This is a genomic window from Microbacterium sp. BG28 (assembly GCF_034044005.1).
In the GTDB taxonomy this organism is placed as follows: Bacteria; Actinomycetota; Actinomycetes; order Actinomycetales; family Microbacteriaceae; genus Microbacterium.
This window is the reverse complement of sequence record NZ_JAXCHA010000002.1, coordinates 410757-426786: the sequence shown is the minus strand read 5'-3', so window position 1 is coordinate 426786 and position 16030 is coordinate 410757. Positions and strand designations below refer to the sequence as shown.

The 16030-nt window shown below is 70.1% G+C and carries 16 protein-coding genes; 7 read left to right on the top strand and 9 right to left on the bottom strand.

Annotated features, from left to right (window positions below):
- Positions 1-2: 2 nt before the first annotated feature.
- The gene (locus SK224_RS07700) at positions 3-596 is read right to left on the bottom strand and encodes a helix-turn-helix domain-containing protein (protein ID WP_320434146.1); all 594 of its coding nucleotides are present in this window, start codon (positions 594-596) and stop codon (positions 3-5) included.
- 138 nt (positions 597-734) lie between these two features.
- Between SK224_RS07700 and SK224_RS07695 the strand changes: the two genes are divergently transcribed.
- The 4 genes from SK224_RS07695 to SK224_RS07680 are packed head-to-tail and all read left to right on the top strand — an operon-like array spanning position 735 to position 5710.
- On the top strand, positions 735-2375 hold the full coding sequence (locus tag SK224_RS07695; RefSeq protein ID WP_320434145.1) for an ABC transporter substrate-binding protein: 1641 nt from the start codon (positions 735-737) through the stop codon (positions 2373-2375).
- Between the two features lie 7 nt (positions 2376-2382).
- On the top strand, positions 2383-3369 hold the full coding sequence (locus SK224_RS07690; RefSeq protein ID WP_320434144.1) for an ABC transporter permease: 987 nt from the start codon (positions 2383-2385) through the stop codon (positions 3367-3369).
- Positions 3366-4217, top strand: a complete 852-nt coding sequence (locus SK224_RS07685) for an ABC transporter permease (protein ID WP_320434143.1) — start codon at positions 3366-3368, stop codon at positions 4215-4217. The genes SK224_RS07690 and SK224_RS07685 overlap by 4 nt, the downstream gene beginning before the upstream one ends.
- Positions 4214-5710: an ABC transporter ATP-binding protein gene (locus SK224_RS07680; protein WP_320434142.1), complete on the top strand. Its 1497-nt coding sequence runs from the start codon at positions 4214-4216 to the stop codon at positions 5708-5710. The genes SK224_RS07685 and SK224_RS07680 overlap by 4 nt, the downstream gene beginning before the upstream one ends.
- A gap of 2 nt (positions 5711-5712) precedes the next feature.
- Here the strand turns inward: SK224_RS07680 and SK224_RS07675 are convergent, their stop codons facing one another.
- The 3 genes from SK224_RS07675 to smc are packed head-to-tail and all read right to left on the bottom strand — an operon-like array spanning position 5713 to position 10671.
- Complete coding sequence (locus SK224_RS07675) at positions 5713-6213, bottom strand: DUF2004 domain-containing protein (RefSeq protein WP_234075295.1); 501 nt, start codon at positions 6211-6213, stop codon at positions 5713-5715.
- Positions 6214-6262: 49 nt separating this feature from the next.
- Positions 6263-7135: a signal recognition particle-docking protein FtsY gene (ftsY, locus tag SK224_RS07670; protein WP_320434141.1), complete on the bottom strand. Its 873-nt coding sequence runs from the start codon at positions 7133-7135 to the stop codon at positions 6263-6265.
- A gap of 23 nt (positions 7136-7158) precedes the next feature.
- Positions 7159-10671 (bottom strand): chromosome segregation protein SMC, encoded by a 3513-nt coding sequence (gene smc / locus SK224_RS07665; RefSeq protein ID WP_320434140.1) that lies wholly within the window; start codon positions 10669-10671, stop codon positions 7159-7161.
- A 443-nt stretch (positions 10672-11114) separates the two neighbouring features.
- Between smc and SK224_RS07660 the strand changes: the two genes are divergently transcribed.
- From SK224_RS07660 to SK224_RS07650, 3 genes are all read left to right on the top strand, one after another.
- Positions 11115-11366, top strand: coding sequence for a hypothetical protein (locus tag SK224_RS07660; protein ID WP_320434139.1), 252 nt, complete (start codon positions 11115-11117; stop codon positions 11364-11366).
- A 29-nt stretch (positions 11367-11395) separates the two neighbouring features.
- On the top strand, positions 11396-12475 hold the full coding sequence (locus SK224_RS07655) for a GNAT family N-acetyltransferase (protein ID WP_320434138.1): 1080 nt from the start codon (positions 11396-11398) through the stop codon (positions 12473-12475).
- Positions 12476-12628: 153 nt separating this feature from the next.
- Complete coding sequence (locus SK224_RS07650; RefSeq protein WP_320434137.1) at positions 12629-13045, top strand: hypothetical protein; 417 nt, start codon at positions 12629-12631, stop codon at positions 13043-13045.
- A 24-nt stretch (positions 13046-13069) separates the two neighbouring features.
- On the opposite strand, the gene mutM is transcribed toward SK224_RS07650, so the two are convergent.
- The 5 genes from mutM to coaD form a co-directional block, all read right to left on the bottom strand.
- Positions 13070-13966, bottom strand: a complete 897-nt coding sequence (gene mutM, locus SK224_RS07645) for a bifunctional DNA-formamidopyrimidine glycosylase/DNA-(apurinic or apyrimidinic site) lyase (RefSeq protein WP_320434136.1) — start codon at positions 13964-13966, stop codon at positions 13070-13072.
- Between the two features lies 1 nt (position 13967).
- The gene (gene rnc, locus SK224_RS07640) at positions 13968-14660 is read right to left on the bottom strand and encodes a ribonuclease III (protein ID WP_320434135.1); all 693 of its coding nucleotides are present in this window, start codon (positions 14658-14660) and stop codon (positions 13968-13970) included.
- 10 nt (positions 14661-14670) lie between these two features.
- Positions 14671-14880, bottom strand: coding sequence for a 50S ribosomal protein L32 (gene rpmF / locus SK224_RS07635; RefSeq protein ID WP_045248451.1), 210 nt, complete (start codon positions 14878-14880; stop codon positions 14671-14673).
- Positions 14881-14892: 12 nt separating this feature from the next.
- A complete protein-coding gene (locus SK224_RS07630) occupies positions 14893-15390 on the bottom strand; it encodes a DUF177 domain-containing protein (protein WP_320434732.1) in 498 nt (165 codons plus the stop codon).
- A gap of 104 nt (positions 15391-15494) precedes the next feature.
- Positions 15495-15995: a pantetheine-phosphate adenylyltransferase gene (gene coaD / locus SK224_RS07625; protein WP_320434134.1), complete on the bottom strand. Its 501-nt coding sequence runs from the start codon at positions 15993-15995 to the stop codon at positions 15495-15497.
- Positions 15996-16030 lie beyond the last annotated feature (35 nt).

The following is a 16030-nucleotide window of genomic DNA, read 5'->3' as shown; positions in this document are numbered from 1 at the left end:
TTTTACGCGAGCGCGGCGGCGGATGAGTCGCCGGACGCTCCGAAGCGCTCACAGAGCGACAACGCGTGCTGCAGAAGGCCCTCCAGCGACTCCGACGATGCGCCGCGCTCGGCCCACATCCAGACCGCACCCAGGACCCCCGCCCCGTAGGCCGCGGCGTGGATCTGCGCGAACAGGGCGTCGCCGGTAGCATCGGTCAGACGACGGGCGATCTCACGCTGGAGCAGCGCCAGCCGTTCAGCACGCTGCCTCTCGAGCTCGTCGCCGAGCCCCATGGCGTCCGCGTTCGTGATCGCGAGCGCGAGGGTGTCGGGCGTCAGGTCGCGTCCGATGCGAGCGAGAGCGTCGGCGACGGGTACGCCCGCAATCATGGCTGAGAACGCCGCCGCGAGTCGCGCATCGAAACCTGACCAGAGCACATCGCTCTTCGCGCGGAAGTAGTTGAAGAAACTGGCGCGCGCGACCCCGGCACGGCGGGTGATGTCGCCGATCGAGGTCCCGTCGTACCCCTGCTCGAAGAACAGCTCGCACGCCGCTTCGGCGATCGTCTCGGGCGAGCTCGCTCGAGGCCGTCCCAGGCGCGGCGCGTCAGTCACCCGTGCAGCTTAGCCAGCACCCGAACCCCGGATGCGGCGACGCGGTACCCGATAACCGCGGTAGGCTGCATTCTTGGACCGGATACAGCAAGTCCGTCCGCACGCATCCGTGCGTCCCACCTCGCCGAAGGCTTCCCGATGATCCCTGCACCTTTCAACTCTCGTCGCGCCGCCGTAGCTGCCGCGGGCCTCGCCGCCACCCTCGCCCTCACCGCGTGCTCGGCCGGGGGCACGGCTGACGCTCCGCGTGACGGCGGGACCCTCGTCTACGCCACCGGTGACGCCGAGCCGACCTGCCTCGACCCGCACGTCGGCGGCAACTACCCGCAGGCGCTCATCTCGACGCAGTACTTGGAGCCGCTCGTCGGCCGCGACGCGGAGGGCACCATCACGCCGTGGCTCGCCGAGTCGTGGCAGGTCAGCGACGACGGACTCACGTGGGATTTCACCCTCCGCGACGGGTTGACCTTCACCGACGGCACTCCCGTCGACGCGGCCGCGATCAAGACCAACATCGAGCACCTGAAGGACCCCGACACCGCATCCAGCACGGGCTATCTGGCCGTCGCGAAGGTGACCGACGTCGAGGTCGTGGACGCGACGCACGCGCGCTTCCACCTCGCAGCCCCCGACTCCGCACTCCTGGAGTCGCTCAGCCAGCAGTGGACCGCGATCGAGTCCCCCGCGGGAATCGCCCGCGGGCAGGAGGAGAACTGCAAGGCGCCAATCGGCACGGGCCCCTTCGCCGTCGACTCCTGGACGCCGCAGGAGTCGGTGCACCTCGTGCGCAATGAGAACTACGCCTCCCCCGGCCCCGAGGCCCAGCACGAGGGCCCCGCCTACCTCGACGCGATCGAGTGGCGTTTCATCCCGGATGCCGCGACGCGGCAGGCAGCCCTGCTCTCGGGCGAGGTGCAGGTCATCGACAACCCGCAGCCGGACGCGATCGTCGCGGCGGAGAACTCCACCGACACGACCCACATCGACGCGCCCCGACCCGGCTCCGTGAACCGCATCGAGCTCAACACCGGCCAGGCCCCCTTCGACGACATCCGCGTGCGCGAGGCGTTCATCCGGGCGGCGGATCCGGACCCGGGTATCACGGCGCTCTACCAGGGCACGGTCACGCGCTCCTTCTCGCCGCTCGCGAGCACGGAGCCGGCCGCCGTCAGCGACGCGTCGCTGTTCACGACCGACACCGCGCGCGCCGAACAGCTGCTCGACGACGCCGGCTGGACCACGCGGGATGCGGACGGCGTCCGCACGAAGAACGGGGCGCGCCTCAGCGTGCGCTTCCCCGTGAGCACCAACCAGTCGGTGGCGGCGGAGCAGTCGCTCTTCGAGCAGATCCAGGCGAACGCCGGCGCCGTGGGCTTCGACGTCCAGATCACCCCGTTGGACCTGTCGGGCTGGTACGCCGCACTCGGCGCGAAGGAGTACGAAGCGGTGAGCGCGCCGTACACGAAGGTGGGACCCGACGTCCTGCGCATCCTGTACGACTCCGACGGCATCGTTCCCGCGCCCAGCGGCTACTTCGCCAACCACGCGCAGCTGTCCGATCCGGAACTGGACGCGCTGCTCGATCAGGCATCAGCCGCATCGGATGAGCAGCAGCGCACCGATCTGTACGCCCAGGCGCAGCACATCATCCTCGACAGCTACGCCATCCTCCCCCTCTACGACCAGCAGAACCACTTCCTGGTGCGCGGGGCGAGCGGCGTCACGACGCTCGGCACGGTGGCGACGCCGACCTTCATCGACGCGCGCCTGAACGGCTGAGCGCTCGGTGCGAGTGCTTCGCTGGGTGGCGGCGCGCGTCGGATCGGCGCTGCTGGTGGTGTGGCTCGTCGCCACCGTGGTGTTCTTCGCGCTGCGCGCCTCCGGCGACCCTCTCGAGGCGATCCTCGGCGGCCCGGGCTCCCAGGCGGGGCCGGAGACGGTGGAGGCGGCGACCCGCACCTACGCGCTCGATCAGCCGCTGATCGTGCAGTACCTGCTGCAGCTGGGGCGTATCGCGACCATGCAGCTGGGCGACTCGTATGCGAGGAAGCAGCCGGTCGGCGAACTCATCGCCGCGCAACTACCCTCGACACTCCTGCTCGCCACCCTCGCCCTGGTCGTCGCGTGGCTACTGGCACTGCTCGGGGCCATCATCGTCACCGTCGTGCGCGGCCGCGCGGCGCGGGTCGTGTCCACGGTCCTGCGCTCCGTCGAGACGATCGCCACCGTGATGCCCCAGTTCTGGCTCGGCGCGGTGCTGATCCTGTTGTTCGCAGCGACGTGGCGCGTCCTGCCCGCGACGAGCGTCGGCGCCGACCCCGCCGGCCTCGTGCTCCCGGTCATCACGCTCGCCGTTCCGATCGCCGGCTTCCTCGCGCCGGTCATGCGCGATTCGCTCGCCGACGCCGACGCCGCACCCTTCGCGACGACGGCTCGCAGCCGAGGCGCCTCCGAGGTGCGGGTGCTGCTGCGGCACACGCTGCGACACGCTGCGCTTCCCGCGCTCGCACTCTCCGGCTGGGCGTACGGCAGCCTCCTCTCCGGGGCCGTCGTGGTCGAGGCTCTCTTCGCGCGCCCCGGTCTCGGGCGCCTGCTCATCGACGCGGCCACCGCCCGGGACGTCCCGCTCGTGATCGGCGCCGTCGTCGTGGTCGCGCTCATCTACGTCGTCGTGGTCACGCTGACCGATGCCGCGGAGCTTCTCATCGACCCCCGCCTGCGCGGCCGTCGCCCACGGTCGCTGCGTGCCCCGACCGTGGCGGTGGGCGCATGAGAACCGCGACCTCGACGCACACCCGGCCGGGAGCCATCAGAGCATTCGTCTCCACATGGGGTGTGGCAGGCATCGCGGCGCTGGTCGGCCTCGGCGTGCTGATCGTGGCGATCGTCTGGCCTGGCCTCCTGGCTCCGGGCGACCCGCTCGCCATCGCGCCGGCCGAGGCGTTTCGTCCGCCCGGTCTTTCGCACCTGTTCGGGACAGACGAGTCGGGACGCGATCTGTACACGCGCGTCGTCCACGGGGCCGCCGCATCCGCCGGTGTCGGCGCCGCCGCGACCGCGATCGGCGTGGGTGCCGGCCTCGTGCTGGGCTTCACCGCCGGCCTCGGACCGCGGTGGCTGGATGCGGCGCTGTCGCGGATCATCGAGGTGCTCTTCGCACTCCCGACGCTCGTCATGGCCCTCCTGCTCGTGGCTGTGGCGGGCCCGGGGACGACGGCGTCGGTGGTGGCGATCGGGCTCGCGACGACACCGGGTTACGCGCGGATGCTGCGCACGCAGGTACGACAGGTCGCGCGCAGCGGGTACGTCGAGTACGCCCGCCTCGAACAGGTCGGGTCGGTCCGCATCCTTCTTCGGCACGTCGCGCCCAATGCGCTCTGGCCGCTCGTCTCGGTCGCCACCCTCGGTGTCGGCCAGGCGATCGTGTGGGTCTCCGCACTCAGCTTCCTCGGGCTCGGTGCGCTTCCGCCCTCGCCGGAGTGGGGAGCGATGCTCAACGCCGGGCGCGTCTACATCGGCAGCGCCTGGTGGCTGACGGTCTTCCCCGGACTCGCGATCGTCGCCACGGCCGCCGTGTTGACCGCGGTCGGGCGGCGTCTGGCCGGCGGAGTGCGCGTATGAGCGGCCTCCGTGTGCGGGGGTTGCGGGTCACGCTCCCCGGAACCGGCGACGTCCTGCAGGGCGTCGACCTCGACGTCGTCCCGGGCCAGATCGTCGCGATCGTCGGCTCCTCCGGCGCCGGCAAGTCCGTGCTCGCACGCACGCTCCTGGGTTTCACGCAGGAGCAGAGCGGAGCCTCGGTCGCCGCGGCACACTTCGAGGTCGCGGGGCGCGATGCGAGGCGCGCGGGACGGCGCGATTGGCGACGGATGCGCGGGCGCGACGTCGCGCTCGTGCTGCAGGATGCGCTCCAATCCCTCGACCCGCTCCGCACGATCGAGGTCGAAGTCGGTGAGACGCTCACGCTGCACCGCGTTCCCCGGCCTCTCCGACGCGAGCGCGTCGTACAGGCCCTCGCGGACGCCGGACTCCCGGACCCGGAGACACTGCTGGCGCGTCGTCCCGGCGAGCTGTCCGGCGGGATGCGGCAGCGCGCCCTCATCGCGTCCGCACTGGTGGGCGGCGCGAACATCCTCATCGCCGACGAGCCGACCACCGCTCTGGACGCCACCGTGGCGGTGCACGTTCTCGGCCTGCTCGCCCGCATCCGCGACGAGGGCCGCGCCGTCCTTCTGATCAGCCACGATCTGGCAGCCGTCGCCCGCGTCGCCGACCGGGTGGCCGTTCTGGAGCGCGGCGTCATCGTGGAGACGGGCCCGACGGCGCAGGTGCTCTCCGCGCCCCGCCACGAGGCGACTCGCGCACTGCTCACCGCAACGCCACGCGGACCGAAATCGGTCGCCGCGCAGCCGCCGGGCCGGGTGCTTCTGAGCGCGGAAGGCCTCGGCCGCGCGTATCGCTCGGTCACGGCCCTCACGGATGTCGACCTCCGCATCCGCGCGGGCGAGGTCGTCGGCGTCGTCGGTGCGTCCGGATCGGGAAAGACGACGCTGGCTCGGCTGCTGGTGGGCGCCGAGCATCCGGACACCGGCACGATCACGCTCGGAACGCCCGCACCACGCATCCGCCTCGTTCCACAAGACCCTCTGGGCAGCTTCGATCCTCGCTGGAGCGTGGAACGCATCCTGAGGGCTTCGTCCGCCCCGTCGTCACCCGCTCCTCGAGCGCTCCTGGAGCTGGTCGAGCTGGACCCCGCGCTCCTGCGCCGACGTCCTGCGACGTTGTCCGGCGGACAACGTCAGCGGGTTGCCATCGCGCGCGCCCTCGCCGCGTCCCCCGACGTCCTCGTGTGCGATGAGCCCGTCTCAGCGCTGGATGTCGCAACGCAGGCCGGCATCCTCGAACTCATCCTGACGCTGCCGGCGACGACCGGGACCGCCGTCGTCTTCATCTCGCACGACCTCGCCGTCGTCCGGCGCGTCAGCGATCGTGTGCTCGTGATGAGCGGTGGTCGTGTCGTCGAGGAAGGCCCGACGGAGGAGGTCTTCACCGGCGCGCGGCACCCCTTCACGCGCGAGCTGATCGCTGCCGCGTCGACCGCGGCGCAGGAGTGAGCTCAGTCGGCGCTCGTGACCGAGATCACCGCGCCGTCCGAGTCGAGGTTCACCAGCAGCACGTCGTCGGTCGCGTCGGCGTCCAGTGCGTACTCCAGGACGGCGAACGGATCCGAACCGCCGTGCTCGTCGGCGAGGATCGTCATGCTGGTGAGCTGGAGCGACCGGATGACGTCGACGTGCACGTCGCCGGAGATGTCCACGAGAAGGTCGGTGATGTCCTCACCGAAGGTGTCCTGCTGCTGCAGGATGTACTCCGTCACCTCGCTGGTGCGGTCGTCGAGTTCACCGATCATGGCGTTGCGCGCCAGCAGGTCGAGCTGCTCGAGCGACGAGATCAGGGAGGCGGCGACGTCCAGGGCCGCGACGGAGACGTCCTCCTGGTCGGGAGCCGTCAGATCGACCGTCACACTCTGGTCGCCGAACTCGACGTTCTCGGACCAGAAGATGGACCCGTCCGGTCCGGATTCCAGAAGTCCGAAGAAGTCGTGCTCGATCGCCATGAGTCAATGAAACCAGCCCGACCCGCCAGGCGGTAGTCCGGCGCGCGGCTCAGGAGACGAGCTGCTCCACGAACACGTGGGGCGTGAATCCGGTGAGGTCGCCGATGCCCTCGCCCTGACCCAGCAGCTTGACGGGGATGCCGGTGCGCTCCTGCACGGCCAGCACGAATCCGCCCTTGGCCGAGCCGTCGAGCTTGGTGAGCACGAGTCCCGTGACACCTGCCTGCTCGAGGAACGCCTCGGCCTGCATGAGGCCGTTCTGACCGGTCGTCGCATCGAGCACGAGCAGTACCTCGCTGATCGGCGCCTGCTTCTCGATGACGCGCTTGATCTTGCCCAGTTCGTCCATGAGCCCGCCTTTGGTGTGCAGGCGTCCGGCGGTGTCGACGAGCACGATCTCGGTGCCCGTCTCGATCGCGTGGGCCACGGTCTGGAAGGCGACGGATGCGGGATCCTGCCCCTCCTGCTGGGGACGCACGATCGCAGCTCCCCCGCGCTCGGCCCACGTCGCCAGCTGGTCGACGGCGGCCGCGCGGAAGGTGTCGGCGGCGCCGACGACGACCGAACGGTCATAGCGGCGCAGGAAGTTCGCGAACTTGCCGATGGTGGTCGTCTTGCCGACACCGTTGACACCGACGACGAGCACGACGGCCGGACGCTCGGTGAGTCGGAGCGTGGAGTCGAACTTCGCGAAATGCTCCTCCAGGGTCTCGCGCAGCATCCGCTGGAGATCCTTCGGGTCGGTGGTGCGGTACCGATCGACCTTCTCGCGCAGCTCGTCGATGAGACGCTCGGTCACGTCGGGGCCGAAGTCGGCCGTGAGCAGAGCGGTCTCGAGGTCCTCCCACGTGCTCTCGTCGATGACGGGCTTGACGAACATCCCTCGCAGGGCACGCCCCAGCGACCACGATCTCTCGGCCATGTCTCCAGCCTACGCGGCCGGGCTCACGCGGATTCGCGCTCGCGCACCCGCTGGCCCACGACGGCCGAGACGCCGTCCTGGCGCATCGAGACGCCGTAGAGCGCGTCGGCGATCTCCATCGTGCGCTTCTGGTGCGTGATGACGATCAGCTGGCTCGAGGCCCGTAGCTGTTCGAACACCGTCAGGAGGCGACCGAGGTTGGCATCGTCGAGCGCCGCCTCGACCTCGTCGAGGATGTAGAAGGGGCTCGGGCGCGCCTTGAAGATCGCGACCAGCAGCGCGACCGCCGCGAGCGAGCGCTCACCACCCGAGAGCAAGGACAGCCGCTCCACCTTCTTGCCGACCGGGCGCACCGAGACGTCGATACCGGTCGTGAGCGGATTGTCGGGGTCCGTCAGCGCGATGCTGCCGGTGCCTCCGGGGAACAGCAGCGGGAACACCTCGGTGAATGCCACGCGCGTGTCCTCGAACGCCTCGAGGAAGATCGAGCGCATCCGATCGTCGAGCTCCTCGATGATCGTGAGGAGGTCCTTGCGCGTCTGCGTCAGGTCAGCGAGCTGCTCCGTGAGGAACGTGTGTCGCTGCTCGAGGGCTGCGAACTCCTCGAGCGCGAGCGGATTGACGCGTCCGAGCTGCGCGAGCTTGCGCTCCGCCTCCTGCAGGCGCTTGCGCTGCTGTCCGCGATCGAAGGCGATCGTGGGCTGCTCACCGTCCTCGCTCGGTTCGACAGATTCGTCTGGAATGGCCTGATCGGGCCCATATTCCGCAATGAGAATGTTCTCGTCCAGACCGAGCTCGCTCTGCACCCGTTCGCGCAGCGAGCCGACATGGAGCTTCTTCTCGTGGATGCGCAGCTCGAGTCCGTGCACACTCTCGGTGAGTCCGCTCAGGCGCTCGCGCAGTGCGGCCTCCTCCCGCCGCGCCTCGGAAAGTTCGGCCGTGACGGCCGTGCGCGCGGACTCCGCCGCGGCGAGTTCCACACGCGCCTGCGAGACCGAGCGGTCGACCGAATCCAGCAGCGCCGGCAACTGAGCTGCGACGGATGCGGCGATGTCGCGCTGGCGCCGACGGATCACCGCGCGGCGGGCAGCTTCCTCGGCGGCCGCCCGTTCGCGTTCACGTTGCCGTTCGAGCTGGGCGATGCGAGCCTCACCCGCGCGGATCCGCTCGCGAAGAGTCTCCACATCCAGGCGTGCGCGCATCTCGCCGTCGCGCGCCGCGTCGAGGGCGGCGAGCATGCCGTCACGCGCCGACGCATCGAGGATCGGGCGCGGGGCCTCCTGCGCCGATGCCAGGCGGTCCGCCGCGACGCGCGCGGAATCCTCGGCTTCGACCACCGCCGCCTGGGCCTGGCGCAGCGTCTGCGTGAGCCGCTCGCACTCCGCCACCGCGGCCTCGTGTCGGACCGTCGCCCGATTGACCTTCTCGGCGTGCGCCGCGAGTGCCGCATCGTGCGAGCGCAGCGCGTCAAGGGTGTGCTTGGTGCGGGCGCGCGCCTCCTGGAGCGCGCGGGTCTGATCGGAGAGGGCTTCCCGCAGGGAGTCGGCGACGACCTGCAGCTCGCCGAGTCGCTCCGCGGCGGCATCGCGCTCGGCCGCGAGCTCGAGCCGCGAGCGCCCCTGGCCGCTGCCCGCCCGCACCGAGAAGCGCGTGACGACCTCGCCCGTGCGTGTGACGACGGTCAGGTCGGGGGCCGAGCCGAGAACACGCTGCGCGGCGGGCAGATCCGCGGCGATCACGACGCGCGCAAGGAGTCCCGCGACGCCTGCCGGAGCGGTGACGACATCGGTCGCCCGCACCGCGCCCTCGATGTCGGGGATCTCGGCGGGAGCGGCCGACACCTCCGCGATCACGATGTCGACGACGCCGAAGTCGCCGCTGCGCGCGACCGCCGCTGCATCCACCGCATCCGCTTCGCTGTCCACGAGCACGCCCTCGGCGACGGCGCCCAAAGCGGCGGCGATCGCCGCTTCGTAGCCGGAGGTCACCTGAACCGCATCGCCCACGAGCCCGCGGACGCCGTTACCTCCGGCAGCGATGAGCTCGGATGCACCGGTGCGCACGTCCAGCGCGCGTCCCAGGGTCTTGACCTGCGCGGAGAGCGCGTCGACCTCGCGTTCGGCGGCGTGAAGACGCTCCCGGATGCCGGCGACCTCCGTCTCGGCGTCGGCAGCGTGCCGCTGCGCCTGTTCGTAAGCGGCGGCGTGCTCTGCCGACGAGGTCTCCGGAACCAGGTCCGGGTCGGCACCGGCGAGTTCCTCCTCCGCCTCGGCTCGGCGAGCGAGGGCTGCGTCGAACGCCTTCTGCTGCCGCTCCACGGCGGCACGAACCGCCGCCAGCGCCGATTCGGCGGCTTCCGCCGTACCGCGCAGCGCCGTGAGCCGCATGTCGTGCTCGGAGACGAGAGCGCTCTGGGCGGCGATATCGGCATCCAACGCGTCGAGTTCGGCACGCGCGCGGCTCACGTCGCGCGCGGCGGCCGCCGCCGCGTCCTCCGCCTCGCCGACGCCTGTCGTGATCGTGTCGAGCTCCTCCTGCGCTTCGTCGATCGCGGCCTGCGAGACGGTCGGCGCGGGCGCCAGCGACTCATCGTCCTCCGAGAGCAGGCTCAACCGTTGCCCCGCGAGCGTGTAGAGACCACGCAGGCGCTCCTGCACCTGTTCGAGTCCGAACGCGACGCGGCGCGCCGCATCCACCGCTTCAGAGCGCTCCTGCGTCTCGAGCGCTGTGACACGAGCCTTCACCTGATCGGCGCGGTCCTGCAGGAGGGTGCGCTCGGCTCGGCGGTCCTGTTCGTTTCGCGCGAAGTCGGCGAGCTCGGCCTGCAGGGCGACCAGCTCATCCGCGAGCAGTCGTGCCCGCGCATCGCGGACGACAGCGGCGATCGTCGCCGCCTCGCGTGCGATGTCGGCCTGGCGTCCGAGGGGCTTGAGCTGACGGCGCAGTTCGCCGGCGAGGTCGCTGAGGCGGGTGAGGTTCGCCTCCATGGCCTCGAGCTTGCGGAGGGTCTTCTCCTTGCGCCGGCGGTGCTTCAGGATGCCGGCCGCTTCCTCGATGAAGCCTCGGCGGTCTTCGGGGCTCGCCTGCAACACGGTGTCGAGGCGTCCCTGCCCGACGATGACGTGCATCTCCCGGCCGAGTCCCGAGTCGCTGAGCAGCTCTTGCACGTCGAGGAGCCGGCAGGACTGGCCGTTGATCGCGTACTCGCTGACGCCGTTGCGGAACAGCGTCCTGCTGATCGTCACCTCGGCGTACTCGATCGGCAGCGCCCCGTCGGCGTTGTCGATCGTGAGCTGCACCTCGGCACGGCCGAGCGGCCCCCGGGTGGACGTGCCGGCGAAGATGACGTCCTCCATCTTGCCGCCGCGGAGGGTCTTCGCGCCTTGCTCGCCCATCACCCAGGCGAGGGCATCGACGACGTTGGACTTGCCGGATCCGTTCGGTCCCACGATCGCGGTGACACCCGGCTCGAGGGCGAAGGTCGTGGGCTGCGCGAACGACTTGAACCCTTTGAGCGTCACGCTCTTCAGGTGCATGCGGGTCCTCCGGTCGTCGGGCTTCTCACGACGTTACCGGAGCGGCCCTCTCCCCCCTCGCAGCGACGCAGCCGGAGCGCGCGACACGCCCGGGATGTTGACAGCGCTCTCTCAGGCACGCTAGCGTCCTGATCTGCCAACCGACGTTGAGAGAGGAGATCGCAAGATGACTCGTCTGCTTGTCACCACCGCGCCGAACATGTGCGCCGTCGATGCGATCCGCTCCGTCGGTGTGTTCCAGAACGGTCGCACGCACACCGCTCGTTGACCCTCGCCGGGGATATGTCTGCCCGTCACCGGGCAGAGATCCGCGCGGAGTCGACCGCACGCTGAGCCGTTCGTTCCTCCGCCGCCCGTGCACTCGCACGTGGTCGGCCCTTCCCGACCGCACTGCGGCCCCCATCCGGCGGCCGCATCCTGCCACTCTCACTCGGAGAACCATCGTGAACATCACGCAGGACGCCCCCATCCGGGCGTCGCTTCCCACCCACCCGCCGTCGTCTTCCCCGCCACGGCCCACTCTCATCGATCGCATCGCGATGCACGTCGGACTCCGACTGCTGCTCTGGGGGCGTGACCGCTCTCGCCGGCGCGTCTCGCTCGAAGCCAACACTCGGGCGCTCCTCGCGCAGGACGTTCGCCGGGCGTACGACCTCGCCGTCGTCCGCACGGGCGCGCAGCCCACGATCCGATGATCGACCCGAACCACACACGGAGCACCATCATGAACACCCTCACCACGCTCGAGCTGCGGCCCGTCGAGGTCCCCACGGACCTCGACGGGCCCGCCGCCCGGGACTTCCATCGGCTCGCCGTGATCCGCAACAAGGTCTGCCGCGAGATCTCCGGCACGGACGACGACCGGATGACACCGGGAGAGCTCGCCCCGATCGCACGATCCGACCGGCATGAGAAGCGACTGCATTGGCTCGTGCTCGTCGAGGACGAGCCCGTCGGCCGCATGGGCATGGATCTGCCGCTGGAGAACGGGTCGCGCACGGCGTACGTCTTCATCGAGCTCCGGCGCGACGCGTGGGGTCAGGGAATAGGCGAGCGTGCGCATGCGCTCCTCGAAGAGACCGCCCGGGCGCACGGTCGCAGCGTCATGCAGAGCTGGGTCGAGCATCCCGCCGCCGACGGCGAGCAGCTGACACCCCCGACAGGCTTCGGCACGGTGCCGCTCGATCATCCGGCGCGTTTCCTGCTGCGGCACGGCTACACGCTGGAGCAGATCATGCGGAAGAGCGCCTTCACCCTCGCGAGGAGCCGAGCCGCACTCGAGCGCCATGCTGCCGACGCGCGCGCCGCATCCACCGACTACCGCGTCGTGCAGTGGGAGACACCCACGCCCGACGAGTACGTCGACGGCTACGCGTGGATGAAGTCGCGCATGTCGACGGACGCCCCTTCCGCCGACCTGGTGGTGGACGAGGAGACCTGGGATGCCGAGCGCGTCCGCGCGTGGGACGCCGAGATCCTCGACGGCGGGCGACGGATGCTGGTGACCGCTGCGCAGCACATCGCCACCGGTGAGCTGTGCGCGTTCAACGAGCTCGTGCTCGGGGTCGACCCGGACATCGCGTCGCACCAGTACGACACCCTCGTGCTCTCGACGCATCGCGGACACCGGCTCGGCATGCTCGTGAAGGCCGAGGGACTGCTCGCGTGGCCGCGGGTCGCCCCGGCCTCGACGCGCGTCGTGACGTACAACGCGGAGGAGAACCGGCCGATGCTCGACATCAACGAGGCCATCGGCTTCGAGCCGGTCAGCTACGAGGGCGTCTGGAAGCGCGTGCTCTCGTGAGCGCGCCGGGGCCCGCCACGTCGACGGATTTCCACACTCGACACGGGCACGGCCACGCGCTCGCCCTCTGACTGACTATTCTCGTCACGCAGGCCGCGGGGCATCCCAGCGGTGAGGGAGGGGCTTCACGTGCGTAACCGGCGAAGTGGACTGATGTCCGCTCTGACGCTCGTCCTGCTGCTGGCAGTCACGGGCTGCGCGATGAACGAGAATATCGCCACGAGGGACCTGAGCGCGGCCACGGAAACCACAACGTACGCGGCGACCGTCGAAGTGCAGCACCCCGGCGTGCCGTGGGCGAACAAGGTCGTGATCCGCCTCTATGTGCGCGATGCATCCATCACGGGGGTCGCAGCTGCTGTGCGTGAAGCTGCCCGAGCGGCCGCCGATAACCCGCAGCTCGACGACACGGATCTCACCTTCATCGCCTATGACGGGCCACCGGAGGACAACGAGTTCGCGGCGGGCCTCTTCGTCATGGGATCCGTCAGCGAGATCGTGGGCGGCAAAGGCGTGGAGGACATCCTCGATCTCCGCGCCAAAGACGTCCGTCTTCTCGCAGCCGAGTAGCGGCCCCTTCGAGACCACGACCTGTCAGCGCAATCGCTGGCAGTGCGGGCAGTAGTGGCTCGACCGGTTCGTGAAGGCGACGCGCACGATCGCATGGCCACAGCGCGCGCAGGGCTCCCCGGTGCGTCCGTAGGCGTTCAGCGAGTGCGCGAAGTACCCGGCCTGTCCGTTGACGTTGACGTACTGCGCGTCGAAGCTCGTGCCGCCCTCCGCGAGCGCCTTCTGCAGCACGGCGCGCACTTCGGCGAGGAGGCGGCTGACGGCGCGGGTGCTCAGCGTCGCCGCGGCGGTCTCCGGATGGATGCGCGCCGCCCACAGCGCCTCATCGGCATAGATGTTGCCGATGCCGCTCACGACGCCCTGATCGAGCAGGACACGTTTGATGCCCGACCGCTTCCGTGCGACGAGGCGGCGGAAGTCCGCGTCGTCGAACGCCGGATCGAGCGGGTCGCGCGCGATATGCGCCACCTGCGTCGGGACGCTCGCGCGATCGGTCCCGAGCCCTCCCGCTGCGCCGTCGCGCGTGGGAACGAGGCGGTCGACGGCGAGGGAGCCGAACGTGCGCTGATCGGCGAAAACGACCGCCAGCTCGCCGTGCTGCGGATGCCGGATGTCGAACCGCACGCGCTCGTGACGCTCGCGCGGCGCACCGGGCTCGCGCAGGAGCATCTGGCCGCTCATTCCGAGGTGCGCAACGACGGCCTGCTCACCCGCATCCGCCAACGGGATCCAGAGGAACTTGCCCCGGCGCGCAGGTGCGCCCAACGTGCGGCCCGCGAGCTGGGTCTCGAAGTGCGAGCCGTCGCCGGGATGGCGGGTCAGCGCGCGCTCGTCGAGCACCTCGACGCCGTTCACGAACGCGCCGTCGACGGCGGGCGCGAGCCCCGCGCGCACTACTTCGACCTCGGGGAGCTCGGGCACCTCAGTCGCGTCCGCTGAGAGTGCGCCACGCCGTCAGAGCAGCCGCCATCTCGGCCTGCTTCTTGCTCGTCCCCGAGCCTGCGGTGCTGAGGTCCCCTACCGTCACGGTGCCTTCGAAGACACGGGCGTGGTCGGGACCGGTCGAGTCCACCCGGTAGACGGGAGCGGATAGCCCCATGCGTGCCGCGAGCTCCTGCAGCGCGGTCTTCGGGTCGACGGCAGCGTCGTAGCGCTCCGGATCGGCGAGCAAGGGTTCGATGAGGCGCAGCACGAGGGCCGTCGCCGCATCCGATCCGGCCGAGAGGTACGTCGCGCCGATGATCGCCTCGGTCGTGTCGGCGAGGATCGAGTCCTTGTCGTCGCCTCGGGTCAGCTGCTCGCCCCGGCCGAGGCGGATGTACGCGCCCAGACCGATCGAGCGGGCGACCTCGGCGAGGGCGACCGTGGACACGACGCTCGCTCGCCGCTTGGCCAACGAACCCTCATCGAGTTCGGGGTGCGAGCGGTAGAGCTTCACCGTCACCGCCTGACCGAGCACCGAGTCGCCGAGGAACTCGAGGCGCTCGTTGTGCGGGATCTGGCCGTGCTCGTACGCGTACGAGCGATGTGTCAGCGCCAGCGCAAGAAGCTCGGGGTCGATATCGACCCCGAGCTTCTCGGAAAGTGCGGAGAGATCCGCAGCTGCGTCCGTCACGGAACGCGGCTCAGATGTCTGCGACCTTGCGGCCCTTGTACTCGAGGAACAGCTCGGTACCCTGCGAGTCGGTGACGACCTTCGCCTGGTGGGGGCGGCTGTAGACGACCTTGCCGTTCTCGATGGTCTTGACGAGGGCGGGAGCCTCGGCCTTCCACTGTGCGCGGCGCGAACGGGTGTTGGAGCGCGAAACCTTGCGCTTCGGGGGGTTACCTGCCATGGTCTTCTCTTTCTACGAGGTCTGTGTGCTTTGTCCTGCGTCGCCGGGCTCCGCGGCCGGTTCCGCTACCAGGTCCGCAAGCGCTGCCCAGCGAGGATCGAGGGCTTCGCGCGGTGCCTGCGCGGGGTGGTCTGCCAGACGCTCACCGGTCTCGGGGTCGAGACCTGGGCAATCCGGCCGGCACACCGGCTGGAACGGAAGCGACAGGACGACGCCATCCCTGACCAGATTTTCAAGATCCACGTGGTCGTCTTGAACTTCGAAGTCGGACGCTTCCGAACCAGGATACGCGAAAAGCTCCTGGAACTCGACTTCGACAGGCGCGGCGATGTCGATGAGGCATCGTCCGCACACGCCCGTGTACTCGGCCTCGACGTCCCCCGTGACGAGGATGCCCTCGTGCACGGACTCCAGGCGAGCCTCGATGTGCACCTCTTCGCCCTGTGCGACCCAGACGAGGCCTTCGCCCCACTTCTCGGGCGCGGGCACGTCGAAGGACGCCTCGCGCATCTCACCGGGGCGATTGACGATGTCACGCACACCGATGCTGAAGGGGCCGGGTCGACGATTTCTCACCCGGAGAGTCTAGCCCGCCGACACGAGCCGGGGCCGGTTCAGATGCCGCGCCCGCCCGTGTCGAGGAAGCGCGAGACGACCGGGGGCACGTACGGTGACACGTCGCCACCGAGGGAGGCGACCTGTCGCACGAGCGAGCTCGAGACGAGCGCGTGCGACGGATCGGGCAACAGGAAGACGGTCTCGACGCCGGCGAGATGCCGGTTCACGATCGCCATCGGCGTCTCGTAGGCGACGTCCACCTGCGAGCGGATGCCCTTCACGAGCACGCCGGCACCGACCTCGGTCGCGTAGTCCACCAGCAGGCCGACGCTCCAGGACGCCACCGTGACGTGCCCGGCGGGGAAGTCGTCCTCACGGATCGACTGCTCCAGCAGGGAGACGCGCTGTGCGATGGGGAGCATCGCCTCCTTGCCCGGATTGTGCACGACGAGCACGTGGACCTCGTCGTACAGGCCCGCGGCGCGACGGATGACGTCGAGATGACCGAGGGTGGGCGGGTCGAAGGAGCCGGGGACGACGGCGATCCGGTTGCTCACCCTCTCACCCTAGCGGGGCGTCTTCAGCAGGAGAG

Excerpts from the sequence above, each read along its gene's own strand:
- SK224_RS07695 (WP_320434145.1), top strand. The coding sequence starts at position 735 with ATGATCCCTGCACCTTTCAACTCTCGTCGCGCCGCCGTAGCTGCCGCG.
- SK224_RS07685 (WP_320434143.1), top strand. The coding sequence starts at position 3,366 with ATGAGAACCGCGACCTCGACGCACACCCGGCCGGGAGCCATCAGAGCA.
- SK224_RS07680 (WP_320434142.1), top strand. The coding sequence starts at position 4,214 with ATGAGCGGCCTCCGTGTGCGGGGGTTGCGGGTCACGCTCCCCGGAACC.
- SK224_RS07675 (WP_234075295.1), bottom strand. The coding sequence starts at position 6,213 with ATGGCGATCGAGCACGACTTCTTCGGACTTCTGGAATCCGGACCGGAC.
- ftsY (WP_320434141.1), bottom strand. The coding sequence starts at position 7,135 with ATGGCCGAGAGATCGTGGTCGCTGGGGCGTGCCCTGCGAGGGATGTTC.
- smc (WP_320434140.1), bottom strand. The coding sequence starts at position 10,671 with ATGCACCTGAAGAGCGTGACGCTCAAAGGGTTCAAGTCGTTCGCGCAG.
- SK224_RS07655 (WP_320434138.1), top strand. The coding sequence starts at position 11,396 with ATGAACACCCTCACCACGCTCGAGCTGCGGCCCGTCGAGGTCCCCACG.
- SK224_RS07650 (WP_320434137.1), top strand. The coding sequence starts at position 12,629 with ATGTCCGCTCTGACGCTCGTCCTGCTGCTGGCAGTCACGGGCTGCGCG.
- rpmF (WP_045248451.1), bottom strand. The coding sequence starts at position 14,880 with ATGGCAGGTAACCCCCCGAAGCGCAAGGTTTCGCGCTCCAACACCCGT.
- SK224_RS07630 (WP_320434732.1), bottom strand. The coding sequence starts at position 15,390 with ATGCGCGAGGCGTCCTTCGACGTGCCCGCGCCCGAGAAGTGGGGCGAA.